This is a genomic window from Ensifer sp. KUDG1 (assembly GCF_050434285.1).
In the GTDB taxonomy this organism is placed as follows: Bacteria; Pseudomonadota; Alphaproteobacteria; order Rhizobiales; family Rhizobiaceae; genus Ensifer.
The window spans coordinates 48,665-75,098 of sequence record NZ_JBNDIG010000008.1 but is presented as its reverse complement, the minus strand read 5'-3'; the positions used below and the strand labels follow the sequence as shown (position 1 = coordinate 75,098).

At 62.6% G+C, this 26,434-nt stretch carries 21 protein-coding genes; 4 read left to right on the top strand and 17 right to left on the bottom strand.

Annotated features, from left to right (window positions below; genetic code table 11):
- Positions 1-113: 113 nt before the first annotated feature.
- Both M2267_RS19920 and M2267_RS19915 read right to left on the bottom strand, forming a co-directional pair.
- Complete coding sequence (locus M2267_RS19920; RefSeq protein WP_034799203.1) at positions 114-578, bottom strand: cyclic nucleotide-binding domain-containing protein; 465 nt, start codon at positions 576-578, stop codon at positions 114-116.
- 91 nt (positions 579-669) lie between these two features.
- The gene (locus M2267_RS19915; RefSeq protein ID WP_429116441.1) at positions 670-3,360 is read right to left on the bottom strand and encodes an ABC transporter transmembrane domain-containing protein; all 2,691 of its coding nucleotides are present in this window, start codon (positions 3,358-3,360) and stop codon (positions 670-672) included.
- Between the two features lie 302 nt (positions 3,361-3,662).
- On the opposite strand from M2267_RS19915, the gene M2267_RS19910 reads away from it, so the two are divergent.
- Positions 3,663-4,337 (top strand): class I SAM-dependent methyltransferase, encoded by a 675-nt coding sequence (locus M2267_RS19910; protein WP_429116440.1) that lies wholly within the window; start codon positions 3,663-3,665, stop codon positions 4,335-4,337.
- Positions 4,338-4,433: 96 nt separating this feature from the next.
- Here the strand turns inward: M2267_RS19910 and M2267_RS19905 are convergent, their stop codons facing one another.
- The 10 genes from M2267_RS19905 to M2267_RS19860 form a co-directional block, all read right to left on the bottom strand.
- Complete coding sequence (locus M2267_RS19905) at positions 4,434-5,600, bottom strand: hypothetical protein (protein ID WP_429116437.1); 1,167 nt, start codon at positions 5,598-5,600, stop codon at positions 4,434-4,436.
- Positions 5,601-6,010: 410 nt separating this feature from the next.
- Positions 6,011-7,147 carry a glycosyltransferase family protein gene (locus M2267_RS19900; RefSeq protein WP_429116435.1) on the bottom strand — a complete coding sequence of 379 codons (1,137 nt, stop codon included), beginning with the start codon at positions 7,145-7,147 and terminating at the stop codon, positions 6,011-6,013.
- Complete coding sequence (locus tag M2267_RS19895; protein ID WP_429116432.1) at positions 7,147-8,391, bottom strand: glycosyltransferase family 4 protein; 1,245 nt, start codon at positions 8,389-8,391, stop codon at positions 7,147-7,149. The genes M2267_RS19900 and M2267_RS19895 overlap by 1 nt, the downstream gene beginning before the upstream one ends.
- A gap of 4 nt (positions 8,392-8,395) precedes the next feature.
- A complete protein-coding gene (locus M2267_RS19890) occupies positions 8,396-9,613 on the bottom strand; it encodes a glycosyltransferase family protein (protein ID WP_402321784.1) in 1,218 nt (405 codons plus the stop codon).
- Positions 9,614-9,683: 70 nt separating this feature from the next.
- On the bottom strand, positions 9,684-10,826 hold the full coding sequence (locus M2267_RS19885; RefSeq protein WP_429116849.1) for an ABC transporter permease: 1,143 nt from the start codon (positions 10,824-10,826) through the stop codon (positions 9,684-9,686).
- 29 nt (positions 10,827-10,855) lie between these two features.
- A complete protein-coding gene (locus M2267_RS19880; protein WP_043613700.1) occupies positions 10,856-11,854 on the bottom strand; it encodes an ABC transporter permease in 999 nt (332 codons plus the stop codon).
- 1 nt (position 11,855) lies between these two features.
- The gene (locus M2267_RS19875) at positions 11,856-13,757 is read right to left on the bottom strand and encodes an ABC transporter substrate-binding protein (RefSeq protein ID WP_429116428.1); all 1,902 of its coding nucleotides are present in this window, start codon (positions 13,755-13,757) and stop codon (positions 11,856-11,858) included.
- On the bottom strand, positions 13,754-15,646 hold the full coding sequence (locus M2267_RS19870; protein ID WP_043613696.1) for an ABC transporter ATP-binding protein: 1,893 nt from the start codon (positions 15,644-15,646) through the stop codon (positions 13,754-13,756). The genes M2267_RS19875 and M2267_RS19870 overlap by 4 nt, the downstream gene beginning before the upstream one ends.
- A gap of 123 nt (positions 15,647-15,769) precedes the next feature.
- Positions 15,770-16,720 carry a polysaccharide lyase gene (locus M2267_RS19865; RefSeq protein ID WP_429116425.1) on the bottom strand — a complete coding sequence of 317 codons (951 nt, stop codon included), beginning with the start codon at positions 16,718-16,720 and terminating at the stop codon, positions 15,770-15,772.
- 8 nt (positions 16,721-16,728) lie between these two features.
- Positions 16,729-18,078 carry an adenylate/guanylate cyclase domain-containing protein gene (locus M2267_RS19860; RefSeq protein WP_043613693.1) on the bottom strand — a complete coding sequence of 450 codons (1,350 nt, stop codon included), beginning with the start codon at positions 18,076-18,078 and terminating at the stop codon, positions 16,729-16,731.
- Between the two features lie 382 nt (positions 18,079-18,460).
- Here M2267_RS19860 and M2267_RS19855 point away from each other — a divergent pair, with 382 nt between their 5' ends.
- The gene (locus M2267_RS19855) at positions 18,461-19,798 is read left to right on the top strand and encodes a nucleotide sugar dehydrogenase (RefSeq protein ID WP_429116421.1); all 1,338 of its coding nucleotides are present in this window, start codon (positions 18,461-18,463) and stop codon (positions 19,796-19,798) included.
- 35 nt (positions 19,799-19,833) lie between these two features.
- Here the strand turns inward: M2267_RS19855 and M2267_RS19850 are convergent, their stop codons facing one another.
- Positions 19,834-21,027, bottom strand: coding sequence for a DUF3095 domain-containing protein (locus M2267_RS19850; protein WP_429116418.1), 1,194 nt, complete (start codon positions 21,025-21,027; stop codon positions 19,834-19,836).
- Positions 21,028-21,306: 279 nt separating this feature from the next.
- Here M2267_RS19850 and M2267_RS19845 point away from each other — a divergent pair, with 279 nt between their 5' ends.
- Together M2267_RS19845 and M2267_RS19840 are read left to right on the top strand one after the other, a co-directional pair.
- Entirely contained in the window at positions 21,307-22,140 is an 834-nt protein-coding gene (locus M2267_RS19845) for an MBL fold metallo-hydrolase (RefSeq protein WP_429116415.1), read from the top strand.
- A 108-nt stretch (positions 22,141-22,248) separates the two neighbouring features.
- The gene (locus M2267_RS19840; RefSeq protein WP_043613687.1) at positions 22,249-22,431 is read left to right on the top strand and encodes a hypothetical protein; all 183 of its coding nucleotides are present in this window, start codon (positions 22,249-22,251) and stop codon (positions 22,429-22,431) included.
- Between the two features lie 121 nt (positions 22,432-22,552).
- Here M2267_RS19840 and M2267_RS19835 read toward each other — a convergent pair whose 3' ends face one another.
- From M2267_RS19835 to M2267_RS19820, 4 genes are all read right to left on the bottom strand, one after another.
- Positions 22,553-23,317 (bottom strand): polysaccharide deacetylase family protein, encoded by a 765-nt coding sequence (locus tag M2267_RS19835; protein WP_429116413.1) that lies wholly within the window; start codon positions 23,315-23,317, stop codon positions 22,553-22,555.
- Complete coding sequence (locus M2267_RS19830) at positions 23,314-24,411, bottom strand: glycosyltransferase family 4 protein (protein WP_429116411.1); 1,098 nt, start codon at positions 24,409-24,411, stop codon at positions 23,314-23,316. The genes M2267_RS19835 and M2267_RS19830 overlap by 4 nt, the downstream gene beginning before the upstream one ends.
- Positions 24,412-24,558: 147 nt before the next feature.
- A complete protein-coding gene (locus M2267_RS19825; RefSeq protein ID WP_429116409.1) occupies positions 24,559-24,840 on the bottom strand; it encodes a hypothetical protein in 282 nt (93 codons plus the stop codon).
- 106 nt (positions 24,841-24,946) lie between these two features.
- Positions 24,947-26,401: a transglycosylase SLT domain-containing protein gene (locus tag M2267_RS19820; RefSeq protein WP_429116406.1), complete on the bottom strand. Its 1,455-nt coding sequence runs from the start codon at positions 26,399-26,401 to the stop codon at positions 24,947-24,949.
- Positions 26,402-26,434 lie beyond the last annotated feature (33 nt).

Here is a 26,434-nt window from a genome sequence, read left to right as displayed (position 1 = left end):
ACGAAGCGGAATCGATTTTGCGAAGGGCTCGTATGCCCGAGGCGAATGACTGCCCCGGCGCATCACCGTCTGCATTTTCGGGAAGGACCGCCCGTACAAGGGAGCTGCCGACGTCAGGCGTCCACCGGCTCCATCGAGCCGCGGGCCTCGCTGAGTTCCGCCGTCGTCTGCGCGAGGCGGTCGGCAAGAACACGCATGATTTCCACCGCCATCTCGGGGAAATCGGCCAGAAGTTTAAGGAAATCGTCCTTGCGGATGCGCAGGGCTTCGAGCGGCGTGCTGGTGCGCACGGTCGCCGTGCGTGGCGTATTACAGAGAATGGCGATTTCGCCAACGATCGAATTCTGCTCGACTTCGGCGATCTTGAACGGTCCGCCCGCCGTATTGATCAGCACCTCGGCCTTGCCGGAAAGAATGACATAGGCGGCGTCGCCGATGTCACCCTGGTAGAAGAGCGCTTCGCCAGCGCTGTACATGACCCTGTCGGACGTGAAGGCCAGAAGTTTCAGCTTTGCCGGCGGCAATCCCGAGAAAAGGGTTATTCGGCGCAGCATTTCGACTTCATCTTTGAGCAACATCACAATCCGTGTCTCCGAGTTCCCGTCGGGAGCAACTTGCCTCCCGCATCGCGGCGGGACCATATGCTCGTGCCCTGACATTAATATTACATCAAGATGCCATTTCCTTATAGTCAGGTCGTTCATCCACATTGGCGTCGTGCAGCAGGCGCCCGTTCTCGAAACGGGCGACGCGATCGAAGAGGTCCGTCAACGCCGGATTGGCGAGGACCCAGATCACCGCCGGATCGCGCCCGCCCTGATCGAGCATCGCAAAAACGTTGCGGACGACCTGTTCCTGGACACGCTGGTCGAGCGCCAGGAGCGGCTGATTGAAGATGTAGTAATCGCAATTGCGGATCAACGCGCGCGCAAGGTCGAGCTTCTGCCGCTGCGCGGCCGTCAGCCGCTTGCCGCCGGCGCCGACATTGAAATCGAAACCGAAGGAAAGCACTTCGTTGTAGAGGCCGCCGGCCTCGAAGAGGTCCCGGACGATGGCGCGGATTTTCTCCGAGCCGTCGGCGTGTTTGTGACCGATACGTCCGAAGAGCACGTTGTCGATGATGCTGCCGGACGCGATGAAGCGGTTCGGACGGTAGTGCTCGATCATGCCTGCGAGATCGGCCGGCAGGCCTTCGTCGAACTCGCGCCGGGCGGCAACGATCTTCGCCATCACCTCGTCCGTCAACAGACCGAAGCGGTGCCGCGGCTCGATATAGTCGAAGCACAGCCTGATCACCTTGATCTGGTCGTCCTCGGAAACCTCGCCCTTGCCCTTGGTGCGGACCTTCTGGAGGATGGCCTCATAAACCGGGATTTCCTCGGCGGTCATGAAGGTCAACTGCTGGAAGAACGGGTGATCCGGCGGCAGGTCGCGGAACAGTTCGACGACGTTCTCGGCGATCTCGATGCCCATCTCATAAAAGGTGTCGCGCAGGCCGACCCGCTGCAGGATCGTCTTGAAGAACGGATGGTTCTCCAGCGCATCTGCCCACATCACCTGATCGGTGATGGTGCCGAAGAGCATATTTTCGCCGATCGTCGCCTCGACGTTGTAGGTCCCGGGCTCGAAGAACACGACGAGGTCGCTGAGCTTTTCCTTTTCGAGACGCTGCCGGAGCGCGCTGCGCATCTCGACGATGCCAGCGGCAAACTCCGCATGCTCATGGGGATCGATGGTCGAGCGCACGGCCAGCGCCATGACGTCGTTGGTCAGAAGCACGGCGTCGAGAACTGGCCGGATCTGCACGAGCAGATCGTCCGGCCCGTTCGCCCCGGCGGATCCATAGTCGATCCAGTCGCTGTTGACGTCGAGATACGGGTTGCCGGCCAGCCGGGCCTCGGTCACCTCCCACTTGCGGTGCGTCGCTCGCTCGCCCTCATAGACCTCGTTCGTGAGCGGCGCATGCTTCAGCCCGTAAAGGATGTTGTCGCCGAGGCTGCCCTGGAAGACGTAGACGTCGGACGAAGCATAGGCGATCCGCCGGCCGGTCACCGATTCCGGCAGCTCCAGAATGTCCTGGCCGCCGACGAGCACCTTGCCGCTTGCCGGCCAGACGAGGCGGCCGAAGGCCTCGGCGAGCACTTCGCCGCCGCCCATCAGCGCCACCTTCTCGCCGGGCTGGACCTGCAGCGAGACATGGTCGAGCAACGTCGAGCCGCCGTCGTCGATAACCGTCAGATTGACGGCCGCAAGCGGCCCGGCGAGCGGCGCCGCAGCCACCGTCGCCACCGCCTGCACTTTGGGATCGAGCAGCGTGTCGACGCTGAACTGCTCGACCACCTGCGCATATTTCACCTGGACGTCCTGACGGGCCTGGTCCCAGTCGATCAGTTCCTTCAGCGGACCCGGTAGGTCCTTGTAGGCGCCGATGACGGCGACGAGCTGGCCGATGTCGAGGCGGCCCTGCAGGGCGAAATAACCGCCGATCGCGTAGAACAGGAAGGGCGTGACCTGCGCCAGGAAGTTGTTGATGAACTTGACGAGGAATTTCCACTGGTAGAGGTCGTAGCGGATCTGGAAGATCCGGCCGAGGCGAGCCGCAATGTCGGCGCGCTCGTAGTTCGACGTGTCGTGACCGCGGATCGCGCCGATGCCGTCGACGATTTCGCTGACGCGGCCGGAAAGCTCGCGCGCCGTCAACTGCCGCTCGCGTCCAAGCACGAGGAGCCGCTTGCGCATGCGCGGAATGATGATCGCCTGAACCGCGACGATCAGCGTTGCGATCAGCCCGAGCCAGAAGCTCTGCAGGAGGATGAACACCAGCGCCGTCAAGGCCTGGCCGCCGAGCAGCGCGGGCGAGACGAAGGCATCGCCCGTGAAACCGCCGAGCGGCTCGACCTCGTCCTTGATCATCGTCGCGATTTCGGCGGGCTTCACCCGCTTGAAATGGCTGGGCGGAAAACGCAACACCCGGTCGACGAGTTCGAAACGGATGCGCCGCAACAGCCGCTCGCCAAGCCGGCCTTTGAACGTGTTGATATAGAATTTGAAGAGGCCGTTGACTACCACCAGCGCCAGGAACACCAGACTGAGAGCGAGCAACATGCCTTCGCGGCCGAGCTGGAAGCCGTCAAAGACGTTGAACGTACCAAAATACGGCAGGTCGAAGGATATCGGCAGGAAGGCCTGCGTGGCCTCCGGACTGTCGAAGCCATCACCCTGGATCGGCCCGTTGACGATCTGTTTCGGCAGATCGAACGACAGGAAGTAAGGGATCATCGACAGCGCGACGACAACCAGGATCCAAAGCTGGTCCTTGCGCGTGTGGGTCCAGATATAGCGGGAAAGGCGTGGTTCCATGTTACTGGCGATAGGACCTTATTGAACACGACTGCTGCTGGCGGGCCGGGTTGCCACATGTCCCCTGCACGCATCACTCTTCGGCGACGCCTTCGGACGGGTGCCCCACGGCACGCTCCTGAAGGGACGCCTGCATATTCCGCCCGGCGCCGAATCCGGTTGATCGATTATGCAGGTGCGAGGGAAATCTGCAATGGACGCGGTTTCCAACAGGCGGCCTTGAAGTCAACCGGCAGAGGTCGACGCTCCCGAAAGCACACGCCGTTATTGCACTCGCTCGATGCGCAGCTTACAACGACCGCATGAAACAAACCAGCCATCCCCCCTGCCAAACCAGCGATTGGTACGAGCATGCCTTCGATCTCGCACGTGGCATCGCCGCCTATACGCGCAGTCCGCTGATCGAAGGGATCGGCCGGGTGATCGCCAAGCATCCCGACGCCCATATCGCCAATGCCTTCAACCACAAGCAGGTCGCCTGCAAGGTTTGGGCGCGCGATACGCTGTTTGAGGTCGCGGGCCCCTTCTATGGCAAGATTGCCATTCTCGGCGGGTGGTACGGCATTCTCGGCGCCATGCTTCTGGAAGACCAGCGCTTCGACGTGGCAGCCGTCGACAGCTTCGACATCGACCCGGACGTCGAAGCGGTGGCGCGGACGCTGAACGCTGCCTTTCCGGACAAATTTCACGCCGTGACGGCGGACATGTACGCGATCGACTACGCCGCGCTCAAGGCGGACTTGGTGATCAACACGAGCTGCGAGCATATCGCGGACCTCAAGGCATGGCTCGATCGCATTCCGGCCGGCACGCGGGTGCTGCTGCAATCCAATGACTATTTCAGCGAGCCGACGCATATCAACTGCGTGGCCTCGGTCGAGGAATTCGCCAAACAGGCGGCATTGAAGACGGTCGAATTCGCCGGCGCGCTGCCGACGAAAAAATACACCCGCTTCATGCTGATCGGCACGGTCTGAACCGATCGGAGTGCACGTGTTTGGCCGGACGGCACCCGTGCGCTCCGGCACCGTTGCCTGTCCCCGGCAGCGGCGGCTACCGCCGCTCCTCGGCGTTCAGTCATGCGTCTCGGCAGCTCTTGCTTTCATCTCGCTCCAGAGCGACGACGCGGTTCCGGCGAAGGCCCTGTAGCCTGCTTCAAACGGATGTCCGTCGTTATCAGGATAAAATCGCTGCCCGGCCAGAATCGCATCCCGCAAGGCATCGGTCGTTGCATCGACCGCACTACGATACGGCAGATCAAGCCGACCGGCGACTTCCCGAATTTTATCCTCAAGCGCAATCTGACGCTCGACACTGCGGATGAAGCGGGGATCGGCAACGGCCAGCTGGCCACCGCGCCGAAGATGCTCGAAAACCACACGCTCCTTCGACGGAATGAGCAACAGCCCTACGCGTCCCCGTCCCTGCGCGGCCCAGTCGGCCGCGAAACGTTCAAAGTCCCCAAACATCGCTGCCGTCTCGGACGAGGCCAAATCGCTCATGCGACCGGCATCATCCACATAGCGCCGCGAAACGGGCGGGATCCCGTCCGGGAACCGGTAATAATCTGAGGTTTCATCGCTGCCCGCGCCAAGGAGGCGCGCGTACAAGTTCGCCACACGGTCCTTGATCGCATACTGATAAGCGCTCAGAAGCGCGACGTTCTCGAACAGCTTCGTCTTGATGCTCGCCGATCGTGCCTTGGTGCATTGCGTGTGGCTTCCGGTCGGGCTGAAGAGAGCCTGCAGGTGAAGCCGCGCTTGCTCTGCAAGCCAGAAGTCGGAATGCGCGTTCATGATATCGCAGGCCGAAAAAACGATCGCGAAGTCGTTGCCTGGGAAAATAGCGACGATCGCGCCTTTGGCTCCATTTGCCAGCGCGTCATGGATGAGCGCGTGGTAGGTGTAGATGCCGTAGCTTCCGACACCGAAATTGTAGGTGTGTTCGCCGGTGATGGCCTGGAAGACGGCCGGCCAGGCCTGGCCGCTCTCGACGTTGTTGCCATAGGTCATCGAGTCGCCGATTGCGGCGACGTGAAAGTCCTGCCGTGCGCCTGCCGGGTCGCGGAAGCCGTCCCCGTCAACGCCGGAAAGGGTAGGATCGAGACGATAGCCGTACTTCTCGTCGGAGGTTCGGTGCGATTGCGTTCCGATCGGAAACGGCGTGAACACGCGCAGCATTACCTCCCCGGCCCCCAACGCCAGGGTCACTGAGATCAACAGCGCGATCAGATTTCTCAACTGCTCCTCCTGCCTTACGCGCTCGACGCGCCGAAATCCCCTGGCATTGCTCTGCGACCGACGTTCACCGCGACCGCGCCACTGCCTCTACGCCCGTCAGCCGGCGCTGGTTCAGCGCACAGGCGATGCCGTGCGCCAGTGGCCAGCGGATGTTGGAGAGGTAGACAAGGCAGGAGAGCCGTGGAAATGCACTGCGTATATTCAGAATCGGTATTATTTATTTACCTAACATACGATTCTGGAGGCAGCTAGCCGGAACACGCAGAGCGCGAGTAATATATCCAGGCTACATACTGGCAGACAAGCGAGCGGTCGTCCGAGCGTTGGTTTGCCGAGCGACTTTTCTACTGCGGTGGTTCCGCTCCCGCGCGCCATTCGCCGAAGACCGATCGGGCACCACCGAGCACGGACTAGCGAACCGCCTGAAGCTCCAGTATCTCGGCCGTTTTAGCGGCACCGTTAAGATCGAGCGGCGGGATCTCCGGCCTTGGCCGCGCCAGCATCATCTCGACGTCGCGGGCCAGCCGCTCCGGTGTTACGTCCGCTTCCGGCAGAACGCCGGCAAGGCCCAGTTTTTCAAGCCTTTCCGCCCGCGTCGATTGCTCGGTCTCGCCGCCGGCGACAAAGGGAATGAGCAGCGACGCACAGCCGGCACGGAAGATATCGCAGACGGTGTTGTAGCCGGCCTGGGAGACCGAGAGCCGCGCACCCGACAAGAGGCTCGCAAAATCCTTGCGGAAGCGGAAGAGATGCACGTTTGCGGGCGCTGCGGCGGCAAAACCGTCATAGTCGTCCTGCTGCAGGTTCGGCCCGGTGATCAGGCACCATTTCAGGTCGCCCGCAAGCAGCCCGGCCGCCTGCAGTGCCGCACCGATCAGCTCCTTGCCGACCGCGCCGCCGCCAGCCGAAACAAGCACGTCGAACCTTTCAGCCGGGGGTTCAGGGGGATGGCCGGCGACAAGGCCTGTGTAGACGATTTTGTCTTCGATCTCTGCCGTATAGGGATAGGTTTCTTCGAGCCGCGCGAAGGCCGGATCGCCGTGCACGAGCACGAGATCGAAATGCGCCCTGACGACGTCGAGGGTTTCTTCGGCGCGTCCCGGCTTCGTGCGTTCCTGCAAGATATCGCGCAGCGATGCGGCAACGAGGGGCCGCGGCTCCTGCTTCTCGATCACCTCCAGCAGCGGCATCAACTCGAAACGCATCTGGCGACGGCCAAACGGAAAGGCTTCAAAGATGACGATGTCGGGCTTGCAGGCAAGAAAGGCCTCGATCAGAAGGTTCCGGCGCTTTTGCTTGAAAGCTTCGCTGACCGGATTTCCCTCGCCATCGGCAAGTCCGCTAAACCCCTTGTCGCCCGCCAGCACCGGCGGCAGGGCCACGTGTTTCACATCGTTTGCCGGGAACCCCGGCACCGGGCTGCCGCCCGTCACGACGGTCACGTCATAGCCTTTGGCCGCCAAGGCGCTCGCGATCCGGCTTGCCCGCGCCAGGTGACCGATGCCGAGCAGGTGCTGTACGTAGAAGAAGACGCGACGGGCGGACATCAGGCGGCTCTCCATTCGCTGACAAACAGGCCGGCGAGTTGTTCGATGCTGGTGTGGTGGTCGAACTGGCCGCGAACCTTCCGCTCGGCCGCATCGCCGAACCGGTGGCGAAGGGCCGGATTGCGGATCAGTTCCTCTAGCGCGAACGCAAGCGCCTGCGGGTCCTCCGACGGAACGACACGACCGTTTTCGCCATCCTCGAGCAGTTCCGGGACGCCGGATATATCCGTCGAGACGCAGGCAAGGCGCTGGCTCGATGCTTCCACAAGCACGTTCGGCAAGCCGTCCCGATCGCCATCCGCCGTGATCCGGCAGGCGAGCGCGAAGATGTCGCTTGCCCGATAGTGCGCAAGCACATCGGTCTGGTCGAGCGCGCCCTTCCAGACGATGCGGTCGGAGATGCCGAGCTCCGTCGCAAGCGTCTTCAACTGGCCGGTCAGTTCCCCGGCACCGATATGCTCGAACCGCCAGTGAAGTTCCGAGGGAAGCTTGGCCAATGCGTTCAGCAACACGTCGTAGCCCTTCTTGCCAACCGCACGCCCGACACTGACGATGCGGACGGGATCCGAAGGATCTGAGCCTGTGCGGCTGGAATGCGTGCCGTCGAAACGCTGGAAGCGATCGAGGTCGAGGCCATGATAGCTCAGATGAACCCTCGACTTGTCGCGCGCAAGGCTGCGGAGATGCTCGTAGCCCATGCGCGTGCAGGTCACGGTCCAGCGCGCAAGGCCGAGCTTTTCAGACAGTTCCCAGTCGGGCGAGGTCCAGATGTCCTTTGCGTGCGCCGAGCAGGTCCAGGGCGTGCCCGCAATCACGCTGGCATAGGCCGTCACCGAGGCAGGGGTATGGATGAAGTGCGCGTGCAGCCAGCGCGGCTGCCCCGGCCATTCCGCGGCGAGCACCAGCGCCTGGCCGAGGCGGCGAAAGCGGTTACGGCTGAAATCGCGCGGCAGGTCCTTGAGGAACAGGCCAAGCGCGCGCCAGAACCCGGGCTTCGGCAGACAGCGCACGAGCCCGCGCAGGACCCGTAGCGGCTCCTCGTGCAGATATTCGGGCAGGTAATGGACGTCGGCGCGGATTTCGTCATGGACCGGGTGGCGCTTGCCGTCCGTCGGACGCCGAAGCGAGATCAGGACGAGTTCCATCCCGGCGCGTTCGAGGCCAAGCAGTTCCTGGGCGATGAATGTTTCCGAAAGACGCGGGTAGCCCTTCAGCACGACTGCAATCTTGCGGTCTGTCGGCAATGCTTCAGCTCGATTTCTTCACGATGTTCAGGTGGTCGCTCGATGGCCGGTCGAGCCATCTGCCGACAATTTCGGAGATGTGCACCAGGCCTTCCAGCCGCAGGCCGTTGGCGCTGCTTTTCGACGGTGGCGCGCGATAGGGTAGCGCCCTCAGCGCTGCCGCCAGCCGCAACGGATCTTCCGCCTCGTCCGGCAGGAGCATCTCGACCAGCCCCAGCTCGGCAGCCCGGCGCGCGCGGATCAATTGCTCCTCGCGCGGCTGGATGCGTGGCACGATCAGCGCCGGCTTGTCGAAGGAGAGGATTTCGCAATAGGTGTTGTAGCCGCCCATGGCGACCACGCCTTTGGCGCCGGCGATGAGCTCCTCCATGCGATTGTCGAACTCGATGATCTTGATGAAGGGGATCTTGCTGCCCTTGCGGATCAGCTTCTCCCGCTTCTTCACCGGCATGTAGGGCCCAAGCACGATCAGCGCCTTGTGGGTGAGCTCGGGATCTTGCTGATAGGCGTGGATGACGTCGTGGATCAGGTCCGCGCCATCGCCGCCGCCGCCCGTGGTGACGAGGATGTAGTCGCCCTGGGGCTTATGGCCCGGCAGTTCCTCGCGCGGAACGCTGCGCTGCAAAAAGCCGACAAAGTTCATGCGCTCGCGCACCGCCGGCGGCACGTCGAGTTCGGTCAGCGGGTCGTAGAAGTCGGGCGGGCCATAGACCCAGATCGTGTCGTAATACTGCTCGATCTTGCGCATGGTGTCGCGGCGCTTCCACTCGGCCTCGAGCAGGTGCGGCGCATCCATGACCTCACGCAGGCCGAGGACGAGCGTCGTGCCGTGCGCCTTCAGATAGGTCAGCGTCTCCTCGACCTCGCCGCGCAGGCCCATCGGCTCCTTGTCGACGATGAAGATATCCGGCTTGAAGGTCTCTGCCGTATGGCGAATGATCGCCTGGCGCATCTTCAGCGTCTCGTCGAGTTCGATATGGCGGTCGAGCGAGGTGTAGTCGCCATTGTGCAGCTTGATCACGCTCGGGATCTTCACGAAATCCACGCGCGCGCGATAGTCGAACGCGCCGGCAATCGTCGCCCCGGAAATGATCAGGATGTTCAAGCCGCGATAGTCTTCCACCAGCGAATGCGCGATCGTGCGGCAGCGCCTGAGGTGTCCGAGCCCGAACGTGTCATGGCTATACATGAGGATCCGGGCATCTTCAAAACGCCGCATCATGCAAGAAACCTTTCACTCAGGGTACGATGAACCGTTTCACGCGGGCCGTATAGCTGCGTCAAACCGGGCTTCATTTGTATGGATCGGCGGCGTCACGCAACCCATCTCCCAAGAAGTTGAACGCCAAAATCACAAGAATGACCGGAATTGTGGGAAACAGGAGCCAGGGATAGAAAGCAATGACGCTGACGCTTTTTGCCTCCGTCAGCAGAATGCCCCAGCTGGTGATCGGCGGCCTGAGACCGAGGCCAAGGAAGCTGAGCGCCGTTTCCCCGAGGATCATGCCGGGAATAGAGATGGTCGCGGTGGCGATCAGATGCGACATGAAACCGGGCACGAGGTGCCGGCCGATGATGCGGCTGCTCCTTGCGCCCATAAGCTGGGCCGCAAGCACATAGTCTTCCTCGCGCAGGGCCAGCAGCTTCGAGCGGACAGCGCGCGCAAGCCCGGTCCAGTCGAGCAGGCCGAGGATGATCGTGATCGCCAGATAGATGAAGATCGGGCTCCAGGTCGCCGGCATGATCGCCGCCAGCGACAGCCAGAGCGGAATGCTCGGGATCGACTGCAGCACCTCGATCACGCGCTGGACGATGAGATCGAAGACGCCGCCATGGTAGCCGGCAAGACCACCGATGACGATGCCGAGCACGAAGCTGACAGTGATGCCGAGCAGGCCGATGGTCAGCGAAATCCGCGCGCCATAGATGATGCGCGACAGCACGTCGCGCCCGAGGCGGTCCGTTCCGAGGAAGAAGGCTTGGCCGCCCTTTGCCGGACAGACGAGATGCACGTTGCTTTCGAACAGCCCCCAGAAGCGATAGCCGTCGCCGCGGCAGAAGAAGCGAAGCGGCTGCACGTCCTTGGTATCGTCGGCGTAGTTGCGCTTCAGCGTGTCCATATCCAGCGTCATCGTACGGCCGTAGACGAAGGGACCGACGAACTTGCCCTCATGGAAAAGATGCACCCCCTGCGGCGGGGCATAGATGTAGTCCATGTTGCGTGTGTGCAGGTTGTAGGGCGCCAGAAACTCGCAGACGACGATCATCAGGTACAGCGCTGCGAGAAAGATGCCAGACGCAAGCGCGAGCCTGTGTCGGCGGAACTTCCACCACATCAGTCGCAGTTGCGAAGCCTGGTTGACGCGCACCTGCTCGTCCGTCATCGCCTCGACGGAATAGGGATCGAACGGGGCCGTCGATACGTAGTGCGGCATGGGCTCGCCGGGCGCCGGGAGAAATGACGTCACTTGGTGCTCCTGCCTTGCAGCCGAATTCGAGGATCAAGAATGGCGAGCGCGATGTCGGAGATCAGCACGCCGATCACCGTCAGGAAGGCCAGGAACATCAGGAACGACCCGGCAAGATACATATCCTGGCTCTGCAACGCCTTGATCAGCATCGGGCCGGTGGTCTCGAGCGACAGCACGATCGCGGTGATTTCCGCGCCGGAGATGATCGCCGGCAGGATCGAGCCGATATCCGAGATGAAGAAGTTCAGTGCCATGCGCAGCGGATACTTCACCAGCGTGCGCATCGGTGACAGGCCCTTGGCGCGCGCCGTCACCACATACTGCTTCTGCAGTTCGTCGAGCAGGTTGGCGCGCAGGCGCCGGATCATGCCGGCAGTACCCGCCGCGCCGACGATGATGACCGGAATCCAGATGTGCTCGAGGATCGACTTCGCCTTTTCCCAACTCATGGGTTCTGCGAGATACTTCTGGTCCATCAGGTGGCCGATGGAAATCCCGAACCAGATGTTGGCGAAGTACATCAGGATCAGCGCCAGCATGAAATTAGGGATGGCGATGCCAATCAGGCCCATCAGCGAGAGGCCGTAATCGCCCCAGCTGTACTGGTGGGTCGCCGAGTAGATGCCGATCGGGAAAGCGATCAGCCAGGTGAAGATGATGGTGACGAAGGAAACGAGGATCGTCAGCCACAGGCGATCGCCGACGACGGCGCTGACCGGAAGCTCGTACTCGAAGGAATAGCCGAAATCGCCCTGCAGCATGCCGCCGAGCCAATAGACGTAGCGCAGCACCGGCGGCTGGTCGAAGCCATACTCCTTCCGGAGCGCCTCGATCTGCTCCATGTCGACGCCTTCGCCCTGCGCCTTGATCTCGGCGACATAGCTTTCGAAGTAGTCGCCCGGCGGCAGTTCGATGATGGTGAAGACAAGGGCGGAAATGATGAGGAGGGTCGGAACCATCGCCGCGATACGCCAGAGAATATATCGCAGCATGTCAGCCTTCCTGTTCGATCCAGAAGGTGTCGGGTTTGTAGACACCGAAATAACACGTGGGGTCGAAGCCGTAGAGCGCAGTGTCAGGCACGTTCCTCAGCTTCTTTGCCACGAGGATCGGCTGGAGCGAGGCGTTGACGATGCCGATCGAGAACACCTGGTCGGTGTAGATCGAGAGCATCCGGCTCCAAATCTCCGTCCGTTCGGCGTCCTCGGCCGAATGCCGCCAGCGCTGCAGCAGTTCCGTCAGTTCGACGGCTGCCGGAAGATCCGGGGCCTGACCCATTTCGCCGTGAGACAGGTAGTTCAGCCCCCAGACCGGCCATTGCAGTTGGTCGTCCGCGGTCGGCGCAAGCTGGCCGGGGTTCATGCTGGCCGTCGGCACGCCATTGTCTATGCCAAACCACATCGACATGATGATCTCGCCACCGACGGCGCGGCTGCGGAACGTGTCGCGCTGCGATGTTCGGATGAAGAGAGATATCCCGACCTTCTGCCAGTAGTCGGTGATGAGCTGCAGCACGTCCGTCTCGAGCGTGCTCTCGCCCGCCGTCTCCACGACGATCTGCGCAGCGCGCCCGTCGGAAAGAATGCGGATGCCGTCGCTGCCCTTTTTGGTGAGGCCCGCCTCGTCGAGCAGTGCATTGGCCTGTTCCGGATCGTGGGCGACCCAGGCACTGGCAAACTCGGGCCGGAAGAGCGGACTGTCCGGCAGAATCGTATCGGCGCTTTCCTTCGTCAGGCCGTAGAACACCGCCTTGTTGATTTCGGTACGGTCGATCGCAAGCGACAGCGCGCGGCGAACACGCACATCCTGCAGCAGCGCCCGCCAGACCTCATCCGAGCAATTGAGATTGGGAAGCAGCGCCAGACGCGAACCCTGCGTCTTCTTCCACAGAAGCACCTTCACCGGGTAGCGCTTCTCGGAATCCTTCAGGAAGGTATAGTCGACGAAGTCGATACTGGTCGCCTGCAGGTCACTTTCGCCGGTTCCGGTCTTGGCCGGGATCAACGCCGAGGAACTGACGCTGAGCACAAACTTGTCGATATAGGGTAGCTGCAGGCCGTTCTCGTCGACGCGATGGTAGTAAGGATTGCGCTCAAAGACGAATTGTTCGGCCGGAAGCGGCGTCGTGTTGCGCCAGGGATCGAGCGTCGGCAGATCCGGGTTTTCCGGGCGGTAGGAACGGGCCATGCGCATATGCAGCTGGCTCCATTTCTTGACCCGCTCTTCCTTCATCAGCGCCTTGAGCTTGTCTTCTTCCTGATACTTCTCATGGAACTGTTTCAGGTAGGCCGACGGCATCACCACCACCATCGGCTGGGGGCCGGCGAGCTTCTGCAGAAAGTCGGGATTGGGCGTCGACCAGGAGTAGCGCACCGTGCGTTCGTCGATGATCTCGAACTTGGCAGCCTCGCCATCCATGACCAGCGCAGTCGGCAGCCCGGCCGGGCTCAGCTTCTCGTTGTTGAGAACGTCGTCCCAGCAATAGCGGAAATCTTCCGACGTCAGCGGCGTGCCGTCGGACCATTTGTGGCCTTCGCGGATGTGGAAGGTGAAGATGCGGTCCTCGACCGTTTCGAAGCTTTCGAGAACGTCCGGTTCGATCTTCAGCGCCTCGTCGAAGCCGACCAGACGTGCATAGCCGTAGATGGTCATCAGGCGGATGTCCTTGGCGCTGCCGATCAGCATCCGCACCTCGCCGCCGTACTTGCCGGGCTGGCGCCCCATGGCCGCAACGTTGATGACACGCGGCGTCTTCGGCAGACGCTCGGCCAGCGGCGGCAGCTTGCCGTCGGCAATCTGCTTTTCCCAGAACGCGGGCTCGCCTGCTGCCGCAAAGAGCCGCGTCGGCAGAGCCACGGTCGCAAGCAATGCCAGTACAGTTCGGCGGGTGATCATGGCCGCAACTCCCTTGCATCCACGGATCGGCGTGCCAGCACGATGTGGTCACCGCCGAGATCCGCGGGGATCAGCGCGTCGCCGGCATCGTCGTCCCGGAACTGTGGCCCCCAGCGCCGCATGTCCGAACCTTCGCTGTCCTTCAGCCGTTCGAAATCAAGCGGCCGGTCGAGATCCGGGTAAGGGACCGCCGCCAGCAGCGACTTGGTATAGGGATGAACCGGATTGCGCATCAGCACCTCGCGCGGCGCCAGCTCGACGATACGCCCGGCGCACATCACGGCGATGCGATCGGCCATGTAGTCCACGACTGCAAGATTATGCGAGATGAACAGGCAGGTCAGCCCCAGCTCCTTCTGCAGGTCCTTGAGCAGGTTGAGGATCTGCGCCTGGACGGAAACGTCGAGCGCCGACACCGGTTCGTCGCAGATCAGCAGTTCCGGCACGAGCGCAAGCGCACGCGCAATGCCGATGCGCTGGCGTTGACCGCCCGAGAACGAATGCGGGTAGCGGTTGATGAAGCGCTGGTCGAGGCCGACGGCCTGCAACAGCGAACGCACCGTCTCGACGCGCGACTTCGCCGTACCGCGGCTGTGGATCTCCAGCGGCTCGCTGAGGATGTTCTTGACGGTCATGCGCGGCGAGAGCGAAGAGACCGGATCCTGGAAGACCATCTGGATCTTGGATCGCATGGCCTTGAGGTCGTCGCCCTGCACCTTCAGCACATCGACCGGTCCCTCGCCATTGTCGAAGGTCACCGAGCCCTGGTCGGGCGTGATGGCGCGCATCAGGATCTTGCTGACAGTGGTCTTGCCGCAGCCGCTTTCCCCGACGAGGCCGAGGCACTCGCCACGGCGGATGTCGAAGCTGACATCGTCGACGGCGCGATGGAGCGTATTTTCGCCACCGCCGAACCAGGACGATTTCCGCGTTCCATAGGTCTTCGAGACATTGCGGACGGACAACAGCACATCGGGACCGGCGCGCCGGTCGGCCGCCGAGGTCCCGAGCAGCGTGCCGGCCTTGACCGGCACTTCGCGCAGCGCCTTCAGCCGCTCGCCGGGCTTCATGTCGAAATGCGGAACCGCGGCCATCAGCCCCTTGAGATAGGGGTGCTGCGGGTTGCGGAAGATCGCCTCGACCGGACCGGCCTCGACGATCTGGCCGTGATAGATGACCACAACTTCGTCGGCCATGTTGGCGACGACGCCAAGGTCATGGGTGATCAGCAGCATGGCCATGTTGAGTTTGACCTGAAGCTCGCGCAGGAGTTTCAGGATCTGCGCCTGAACCGTCACGTCGAGCGCCGTCGTCGGCTCGTCGGCGATCAACAGCGCCGGCCGGCAGATCAATGCCATGGCGATCATCGCGCGCTGGCGCATGCCGCCCGAAAGCTCGAACGGATACATGTCGTAGGCGCGCTTCGGATTGGCAAAACCCACATAGCCGAGCAGCTCTTCCGTTCGCGCCCGGCGTTCCGCCTTTTCCGCGTCCGTGTGGATCTTCAGGACTTCGGAAATCTGGTTTCCGATCGTGTGGAGCGGCGACAGCGATGTCATCGGCTCCTGGAAAATCTTGCTGATGCGCGTGCCGCGCAGGGCGCGGATCTCCTCCCCTTCCCGCTCGAGCGAGAGCAGGTCGATCGGCTTTGCCGCCGTCGTCGGGTCGTTGAACAAAATTTTGCCACCAACCTTGGCGACGTTGGGCAAAATGCCCATCACCGCCTGGCTGATTGCGGATTTCCCCGATCCGGACTCGCCGACGAGCGCCGTCACCTTGCCGGGCAAAATCCTGAAATTCGCGTTATTGACGGCTTGAACTTCGCCGCCGAGCACCGAGAATGTGATCCGCAGACCTTCAACTCGAAGCAGGTCCGCCCCAGATGTCATAGCAGCACGCTTCCCTCATTGCTTTTTATCCGCCGCCTCTAAAAAAAGACTAGCGCAGCTTCTAAGGGCTGTCCAGCACACCCGGTGGCAGACGAGGCTATACCCACCTGCATCTTCAGATGGTTAGAACGAAGGGCAGGCACCGCCCTTCAACACGTCGGCGCAATTGGGCGAGCGTCGGAAGTCGTCGTAAAACAGCGTCCAGTTGGTGTCATCGGCCGCCCGGTAGGGGCCGAACTTGAAGTACTGGTTCTTGCCGAGCCCCTTGTCGTCGTGGCCGATATGGCCGGTCACCGTGATGATCGGCTTGTCGTTGGCGAAGAGTTCGATGCGCCCCGTGCCATTGGCTCCCGGCAGCGTGTAGATCGCGAAATCGATCCAGCCGGACTTCGGGTCGGGCAACGGATTGCCGTGGCTCGTCACCTTGATCGCATCGGTGCACGCATTGAAGAGACTGCCGTCGATCAGCTCCCAATTGTTGTCCGCCGCGACCAGCATGCGCATCTGGTTGACGCCCGGCCGTCCCCAGACGGGGACCTCACCCGGCTTGCAGCTCGCCGGCTTTCCTTCAGGACCGGCCGAGAGCGGCGCGATATAGTTCGTTTCCACCGTGGCGAAGAGCTTGCCAGCCTCGAGCCTCAGGGCGAGGAACGGGCTGAAATCGCCCTCCGCACCCGGGTCGATCTCGCGCTTCCACTGGGCGATCAGATAACGATGGTCCTCGTTCGGGATCGGGTCGGCAAACTTGACGGCAAAGCCATACCAAATACCCTGGTCGTAGGGCACACGCAGTGCCGTCTTCTCCCAGATCTCGGCCCGCTCGCTGCAACCGTCGAGCGAATCGGGACAGGTCGGAACGACGCTCAGCTTGAGCGCGCCGTTGCCGTTGTGCTTGACGTCGCCCTGAAACTCCACCGTGCCGGCGGTCTGTTCGAAATTCTCGCGATAGTAGAGCCCGCCCTCAGGCGCGAAATCCCGCCCCTCAAAGCCGTCGGAAAGCTTGGTTTCCCATGGCTGCGCCATCGCGCTCCCGGCCATGAGGATGGAAGCGGCGAAAAGGACGGTACGAAACATTCTTCCCCCTACTGAAGCATCTTGTCGATCAGGCCGCGCGGCGGCTGCAGCGGACGCGTATTGCGATGAAGCAGCATGACATGCTCCGCCTCGGAAAGTCCATCCTGCAACACGTCGTCGAAGCGTTCGTCGGCCCTTGCGAGCAAGGCCGCGTCGTTGGGGTAGAGGATCGTGAATTTCTGCCGGACGCCCCGGAGCTTTTCCTGGCCGAGAGCCGTCCAGTCGCCACCGCAATAATTGACGAAGGCTTCGCTTGCGACGACGCTATGGGCGTATTTCTTGGTCAGGTTCTGCAGCCTCTGGACTTCGTTGACGGCGGAGCCGAAAGCCGAGAACGTCAGCCGGTCGCGCAGGCCCACATTGCCGAACATCACGTTGCCCACATGCAAGCCGATGCCGTAGCCGATCGGATCGCGCGCCTGCTTGCGCCGCTCGCCGTTCAGCATGTCCATGCGGGCGGTTGCCGCGCGCACGGCGGCAAAGGCCTCGCGGGCGGCAAACTCCGAGGGTTCCTTGTGGCGCCCACAGGGATAGACGGCGATGAAGCCGTCACCGACGAAGCTCAGAATATGGCCGCCGTTGCGATTGAACGGGGCTGCGATCGCATCGAAATAGGTGTTCAGCGTCTCGATATAGGACTGACGCCCTTCCTTTTCCGCAAGCATCGTCGAGCGGCGCATGTCGCCCATGACGAGGATGGCGCGCACGGTCTCGCCGTCGCCGCGGCGAACCTGGCCGCTCATCACGCGCCGGCCGGCGCTGGAGCCGAGATAGGTGGTCAGCATGTTGTCGGCGAGCTTGCCGAGCACCGCCATCTTTGCGGCGACCGCCAGGTGGTATTGCAGCTTCAAAAGCGCACCGATCACGTCATCTGTAAAACCGCCGTGGCGATCGGTCGTCCAGGAACCAACCATGCCGTGGCCTGAATCGGCGCCCAGCGACTGCATGAAGGCGAGATAATCCGTTGCCCCCATTTCCTTGAGGTCGTCGAAGATCGGGAACTCGGACGGCGTATCCTGGTAGAGGCGCCGGCGGACATGCTCGAGATTGTTGTTGAGAAGGTAGTAATAGGGGCTCTGCAGGAACCGCTCGGGATTGAGCGCCAGTTCCTCGTGCCGAAGGCCGCTGACCTCCACGCCCTTGCCGCGCACCCAGGTGAACCCCAGCGCATCATAAAGCGGGTGCAGCATGGAGAAGGAAAGATGGACGCGCATCAGCGGCAGGCCGGCGGCCGCCAACCGCTCGCAGAAGCCCTTGACGATCGTCTCCAGCGGCGCGTCGCTCAGCGATGTGCGCATCAGCCAGTCGGCGACCTTGTCGATGAGGATTTCGGATACGTTGTCGTTCGTCGGGCCCATTTCGCGTCCTCGCATGACAGACCGTCCCGCGTCAGCATCCGGAGACGGCGAACGCCCCGGCAATTTGCCGGTTCATGTTCGCGGTGGATGATGATGAGCCGTGCCCGTTAAGAAAATGCTCCAACCGATTCCGGCGTCGATGACGTGCAGGCACCCGGAATGCGGCACTTATATGTTGCAGATATTCACGCGCGCCGCCAATTTCCAGAGGCGGACGAAGATTTTTCCGACCTGTTGCAGCACGAAGATTTGATAGCCGGCTCACCGGCCTGCCGACGGCCGCAGCGCTGTGCCTCGCTTGACTTGGGGCTTGTTTCTCTCCAACAAACCACGACATGTTCGCGCGCCGCGCCTGTCTGTCCACGAGATCCGGAACCGAAACTTGACCTCACCTCATTTCGAAAGCCTGCTGTCGTCCATCTCCGCCCGGAGCGCCAAGGTCGGCGTCATCGGGCTCGGCTATGTCGGCCTGCCATTGGCGATCGCCGCGGCGCGCGCGGGCTATTCCGTCATCGGTTTCGACATCGATCCCGGCAAGATCGTCGCGCTCGACGCGGGCAAGTCCTATATCGGCGCGGTCTCGGATGCTGTTCTGGCTAAGGAGAGCAGCGCCGGCCGCTTTCGTTCCACGACGGATTTCCTCGAACTGTCCCGCTGCGACGTCATCGTCATCTGCGTGCCGACGCCCCTGACCAAATACCGCGACCCGGACCTTTCCTTCGTCGAAAAGACGTCGCGTGCGATCGCCGCGACCCTGCGCCCCGCGCAGCTCATCGTCCTGGAATCGACCACCTACCCCGGCACGACCGACGGCATTGTGCGCAGCATTCTCGAGGAAACCGGCCTCAAGTCCGGCGCCGAATTTTTCGTCGGCTTTTCGCCGGAACGCGAAGACCCCGGCAATCCGGTCTATGAGACCGTGAGCATTCCGAAGGTGGTCGCCGGCGACGGGCCGGAGGCGTCAAAGCTGATGGAGACGTTCTACGCCTCCGTGGTCAAGACCGTCGTGCCGGTCTCGTCCAACGCCACGGCGGAAGCCGTGAAGCTCACCGAAAACATCTTCCGCTCGGTCAACATCGCGCTCGTCAACGAATTGAAGATCGTCTACGAGGCGATGGGCATCGATGTCTGGGAAGTGATCGAGGCGGCCAAGACCAAGCCGTTCGGCTACATGCCGTTCTATCCCGGCCCCGGCCTCGGCGGCCACTGTATTCCGATCGACCCCTTCTACCTCACCTGGAAATCGCGCGAGTACGAACTGCCGACGCGCTTCATCGAGCTTGCCGGCGAGATCAACTCGGCCATGCCGCGCCACGTCGTCAGCCGGCTGGCCGAAGCACTGGACCGGCACGCGGGCAAGGCGCTCAGCCGCTCCAACGTGCTTGTCATCGGCCTCGCCTACAAGAAGAACGTTCCCGATATTCGCGAGAGCCCTTCGCTGCGTCTGATCGAACTGATCGAGGAGCGTGGCGGCCGTACCGCCTATCACGATCCCTACGTCGCCGAGATCCCGCCAACGCGCGAATATGCTGCTCTGAAGGGCCGCCGTTCGGTTACGCTCGACGAGCCCATGGTGGCGGCGTTCGACGCCGTGCTGATCGCCACCGACCACGACCAGGTGGACTATGCGGCCCTCGCCAAGTGGGCGCCGCTCATCGTCGATACCCGCAATGTCTTCCACCGCAACGGCCTGACGGGCAGCCACATCATCAAGGCATAGCGCAACGGATGACGCGCGCCCCTGTGCCGCAACGGTTAGGCAGTGCCACCCGCGAAGGGTGGAGCGGCCTTGTTGCGCGCCAGCGCAGCCTTGAGATTGCTTGCCGCCACCGCATAACCGCCTGAGGCACCGTCGACGAAGTGTATGTGGTCGCGGGTCATCGGCGTCGGCACGATGCAGGTCATCAGCGCCGAATCCTGCCGGTGCAGGCCATAATGCCCGACGCCCTCGGCCTCTGCCCGCTGCAACCGCGCCTCGATCCGCTCGAGGCGCGCCGCGCTGATATCGATCGTCATTTTGAGGCCGTCGTCGAATTTGCGGAAGTCGGTGTTGTCGGCAAGGTCGCGGCGATACCGGTTCGTATCGAAAGGCCCGAGGTTCCAGCCCATGCGAAGGCAGACGAATAGTGCAAGCGTCTGCACGGTGATGACGCAACGCTTCAGGAAACGTCGCCCTCGCGGAGCGGCCGCACGCGTCTCGGTGTCGATCCCCTGGAAAGAGAACCGCGCGGTCGGCCCGAGCTCGGGAACAGGGTGACCGCCGCGGTCTTCCTCGTCGGCAAGCGCGACGACGTCGGCGATCAGCGCCTGGAATTCCGGACCGTTGCCTTTCGCGCCCGGCACCGCGATGATCGAGGCAATGGTACCATGGCGGGACTCGATCGGGTTCCAGCGACAGGAAAGGCCGGTCAGGTCGGGCCGGCTTCCGGCCGGCGCCGCCGCGACGTGATAGCGCCCGGCCTTCATTGCCGCCTCGGCCCAGCTAGCGCCACCGCCAGCAAACATCGCGTAGGAAACCTCGTCGCTCGCCTTGAAGCGGGCGACGCGCATGTCGAGCCCTTGCTGGCGAATGTCGCCGACCGGAACGAGCGCGGTCCGCAACTCAAGGTCTAGTTCCTCCGCCACCCAAGTCTTTACCGCCGCAAGCGCATCCCGCGCCCGGTCGGCCATCGAGGCCGGCAGCGCCGCCAAGGCGCCGTCCCCCCCGAATACGAAGGGCATCGTCTTTTCTTCGAGCACGTTCATCAGGGCGGATATGACGCTCGCGCCGGCCATGTTGACCGTCTTATAGCGACCGTCGGCAATCGCACCGGTCGAATTGACGATATCGGCGACGGCCAGCAGCCAGCCGTCCGGCAATGGCCGGTAATTTGCCTCGTCCGCGACGCCTTCGAAGGCGTCGAACAGCGGCACGCTATCGTAAAATCGCCCTTCCATTGCTTCAGCCATCAGCGCCTCGATCTTCGCTCGCTCTTAACGTTCGATAGATAATTCACGCAGGAGCGCAACAAAAAGTTTCATTGGCTGTTACCACGGGGACACCTCTTTCTGGTTCGATGGCCTATAAGACATGCGAGGAGCGGATTTGGCTGGAGCGGGACTTGGCGACGCGAGGGTTAGTTTCCAAATAATAACCCATGGCATTGCAGGGGTGTGGCCATCTGTGCTTGTTTAACAGTCACACAAGGATCAAAATGATCCAAGCGTGCGTAGTGAAGCCGAAACTGAATGCGTGACGACAACTTTCGAGTGCGGTTCTGGGGCGTAAGAGGAAGTTTGCCGGTCTCCGGCCAACAATACGTCGCCTATGGGGGAAATACATCCTGCATCGAGATTCGATGCGGCAAGGACGTATTGCTGTTCGACGCCGGTTCCGGCCTGCGCGAGGCGGGCTATGCGCTGATCGCCGAAGGTGTCGAAGAGTTCGATCTGTTCTTCACCCATAGCCACTACGATCACATCATCGGTCTTCCTTACTTCAAACCCATCTACAAGTGTCGCAATTCGGTGCGCTTCTGGTCCGGCCATCTGCACGGCACCATGACCACGCGCGAGATGATCCGCGATTTCATGCGCCCGCCGTGGTTCCCGGTCGATCCCGACATCTGTCAGGCTAGCCTCGACGGCATGGACTTCAAACCGGGTGACGTGCTGACCCCGCGTGCCGGCGTCACCATCCGCACGACGAGCCTCAACCATCCTGGCGGCTGCGTCGGCTACCGGATCGAATGGAACGGCCGCGCTGTGGCGCTCGTCTACGATACCGAGCACGAGGCGGGCGTTCTCGATCCTGGGGTCCTTGAGCTGATCGCCGGTGCCGACCTGTTCGTCTACGACTGCACCTATCTCGAAAGCGAGATGGAGCATTTTCAGGGTTACGGACACTCGACCGGCATGCATGGCGCAAGACTGGCAATGGCTGCCGGCGTCAAGCAGCTTGCGATGTTCCACCACGACCCATCGCGCACCGACGAGGCGTTGGCCGCCATGGAACGCGACGTCCAAGCGACGTTCCCCGGTGCCTTTGCCGCCCGTGACGGACAGATCGTCGAGCTCGATTAAGCATCCGATATTGCGTCGGAACAGGCTTCACAATCGCCAGCGCGCCAAATCCGGGGCGGAACTATTTCACCCCCTGCGGATTCCTTCTTTCCAAAGAAGGAGTAGCGCATGAACAAGGACAAGAAAGCCCAACAGGCGATCGAGGAAACCGGCAAGGAACCCTCGGGTGGGCAGAATCTGCCGACTGCAGGTCCCCACGCGAAGGATCGACTGACCGACAAGAGCAAGACGCCCGGCTCCGGCTTGCTGCCGGACAACGACGACGACGCGATCGTTCCCGGTAGCGGCTGAGGGTGTCTAAGCATGGCCGTCGCATCCGACGGCCGCGCCGACCGGACATCGCGGCAAGCGCCCATTCCGAGACGCGCTGTCTCTCGCGACAGTCAGCGAAGCCGGTGGCAGCGCAGATTTGTCAGGCTGTGAGATCGGCACCGCTTCGCCAGCGACAGGCCGGATGCCCGGCCGTCAGGGCGAACAGCGCCTCCATGAAGGACCAGACGCCGGCGTCGTGAACCAGATGATGGGTGAGCACGCCGATGGTTCGCCCGGTCTGATCCCGCTTCTTTTCATCGCCACCGCAGACCTGACGCAGCCGGGCGATTAGGTCGGACACGATTGCCGCGTGGTCGCGGCAACCGCGTGTTCCCTGCCAGTCCATCACATCGACATGGGTGTTGACGAGTTTGAACGGCGAAGGCTTTTCGGGGCCGTAGACCGAGAGCGTTTCAAAACCAATCCCGGGCAGGCCATCCAGAAGCGCGGCATCGATCCGGTTCCACGGCGGCACCAGCATCGGCACGAAGCTGCGCGGAAACAGCGCCTGGAGGCGCGCAGAGCCCTCGGTGAGTTCCTGGAGAACCGTTGAGCGCGGCCGGTGGGCGCCGAGTTCCTGCTTCTTTTCCTCGGGCGGAGCGTGGTTGCGATGCGCCCAGCCGTGCACCGCGATGCTGACGCCGGCTTGCCCATCGAGGTGGCGCGCAAGCGCCTCGCCCGTCAGCGCCGGCGGCACGGCGATGACCACCGGAAGCTGGTGGCTGTCGACCAGCAACAGCAGGCGGTCGAGCGCTGTCGTCGGCTCGGCGGCATCGTCGTCCCGCAGCCAGAAATCCACCTGTCGCCCGGTTTCAGCCACGCGGTCGAGCGCGACGGCAAGCTGCTGCCAGTGGGATTGCGTCATGCCGTCGCCTCCAGGTGCTCGTCAAATATCGTGCGCAGCCGCCGCGTCGCGGCAGGAAAGGAACGCTCCGCGTGGACGAACCGTGCGGCTGCTGCGCCCAATCTTAGGCGGAGGGCCGGGTCCTCTATCAGCGCCCGCATCGCCACCGCGAAGGCCGCCACATCGCCGTCGGGCGTGAGGATCCCTGTCTCGCCGTCCTTGACCACTTCCGGCACGCCGGCTGTATTTTGCGCAACGACCGGCAGGCCCGCCGCCTGGGCTTCGAGGTAGGCAAGCCCATAGGCCTCGCCGCAACCCGGCCAGACATAGAGATCGCCGCGCGCAAGAATGGCCGGCAGATCGGCAGCGCTCCTTTCGCCGAGCCATTCCAGCCGGTCGGACGCCAGGGTCGAAAAAGCCTGTTGCACCTCGTCGCGGCACGGACCGTCGCCGACGATCGTCAGGGTCCAGCGGCTATCGGCGATGCGTGTCAGCGATTGCGCCAGCATGCGGTAGCTGTCCATCTTGTCGCCGCTGCGCATCATCGCGACAACGACCATGCGGCAGAGGTCATCCGTGCTTCCGCCGGCAGGCACGAAAGGGGTCGCATCGATGAACGGCGCAAGCATCGCGTGGCGGCAATCGGGCGCGGCCTCCAGCAGCCCATCGCGGTCCCGGCGGGTCAGGCAGATGTTGACCGCCGCCTGCTTAATGGCCTGGAGCACGTGGCGTTGGGCGATCGCGCGCACACCCTCGTTTCGCCGCGCCGAATACGAAGCTTCGGCCGTTACATAGGGAATGGCGAATTCGGCGGCGAGTGTCGGGCCGAGGAGATCGGGCGCCTTGTAGTAGGGATGGTAGCAGAACCAGAGATCGGGGGCGTCGTCGCGCGTCCAGTCCTGCCGAAGGCGGGCAATCTCGCCTGCCGCCCTTTGCTCCAGCTCATGAAACTCTGCGTCCGATGCGGTCGCCATGAAGCTGCGCAGGTCCGAAACGACCGCGACCTCGTGCCCTCCCGCGCGGAGCGCCGCAACCAGCATGCGCGCCATCAGCCGGTCGCCCGAGGGAACCGGATGGTCAGGAGATTTCAGCGGTGCGTAAAATGCGATCTTCATCCGCAGCGAGCTATCGTTTCTCCGCAGCGCACTGTCAACCGACTGCGCCGGAAGCTTGCCGCTTTCCGATGGTGGTGCGGGAAACAAAAGGACGCGTCCGCGCCGTCAGTTGCGGCCAGGGGCATGCCAGGCGCGGCCGCCACCGGTTCATCGGTCGATCGGCAAATCGTAGTAGTCCCGGCGGATCAGTTTCAGCGAGCGGTCCGGCTCGATGACATAGGTTTCCTGAACGAAGCTGTTGCCGCTCGTGAAACGGTGCGGGACGATGCTGCCCACGGGTGCTTTCGTCAGCTTCGTGCGGGGCTGCCCGCCATAGGTGATGCTGCCGGGGATCGGCTCCAGGTCCGGCGTCGTACAGCCCGCAAGCGTCACCGCGGACAGAGCAAGCAGGCCAAACAGCCCACCAAGACTTCGGATGCTTTTCACCATGATCACCTGGCGAGCCCATTGCCGAACGCGCGGTGCCCGCCACTCCTTGTTTCGTTTCTCTTCTTCCAGCCCGTGGCCGGACCGCGAAATGTGACCGCCACGCCCACTAAGGCGTTGCGACCACCCCTGTGCTGCCGGCCTTCTCGACCGAGGTTTCCGTATCATGCTCCGACAGCAGGCTATAGGCGACATAGTATTTGTATATGTTGCTGACGTATTGCACCGTCTCGCGCCCGACGATCGCCGCCGCGGCATTCTCGACATTGCCGAACCAGAGGTTCGGGTCGAGCCCCATATCCTTGGCCTTGGCCCTGAACTTGCGGAGGTTTCCTGGCCCGGCATTGTAGGCCGCGAAGGCGAAAAGCATCTGGTTTTTCGGTGTGACGGCCGGGTCGTTGATGTAGGTATCGACGAGGTAACGCAGATATTTCGAGCCGGCCTCGACGTTGAGGTTTTCGTCCTTGTCGATGCCCTGGATGTTGACGGCCTTGTCGGCGGCGGTCGATGGCAGAAGCTGCATGATGCCGACCGCGCCCCGGTGGCTGCGGCGGGACTGGTCGAGCTGCGATTCCTGGTAGCCCTGCGCCATCAGCATCAGGTGGTCGAAGGAATAGGTCTTCCCGTGCGTGCGGAAGATTTCCACGAGTTGCTTGAAGCGCTCGACATCGGCCGGCGCATAGGCGCGCTTCAGCATCTTGTCGCCCTTGTAATAGGTGCTCCTCAGAATGTTGCCGAAGGTGGTCCCCACCTTGTGGGTCTTGACGAAGTCGTCGAGCACCGCCTTGAGCTTGGGGCTATCCTTGCGGATCGCCCAGGCGATTTCGCCATGGTCGGAAACGACGATATCGTCGCGCACCTTGAGGTCGGTGAACACCTTCACCCAGATGTCCGCCTTGTATTTGTCGACGACCGTCCAGGGCAACAGGCCGGCATTGATCATCTCCAGGACATCTTCGTCCTCGAGGTTCTCATCCATGTCCTTCAGCGCGATCGGCGCGCGGCCGGCCTTTTCGAAGCCGGCACTGAGCGCCGCCAGGTGCTCGTAATAGCTGCTCGATCGGCGCACATGCAGTTCCTGTCCGCTCAGATCGTCGACGCTGGTGATCGCCGGAGCCGAAGGACCGGTGACCAGCACCTCCTGCGCTTCGTCAAAGAGCGGCGCAGTGAAATCGACCTTTCCAAGCCGTGCCTCGGTGATCGTCAGATTGGCCATGACGATGTCGCCGAGCCCTTCTTCGAGTGCCGACAGCAGGCGCGCCCGCGGCATCGGCAGGAACCCGACGCGGATCTTGTCGATCTGCTTCTTGCGGCCCTTGTTGAGTTCGTTTTCGAGCGCCGTTCCGAAGTCGACGGCCGTGCCCAGTTGCTGGCCGCGATCGAGGAAATAGATCGTCTTGCTGAACGGCACGAGAATGCGGATTAACCGCCGCTTCTCCATTCCGTCGAAGTCGTCCTTGTGGGGAACGAACATCGAGCGAAGGAATTGCTCGTTCGACTGTGCCAGCGCACCGCTTCCCGTGAAGAACACGAGAAGCAGCAGCCCCAAGAGAACGCGTTTCATGTCAGCCCCCAGCCCGAGAACCCTGTTGCCGAA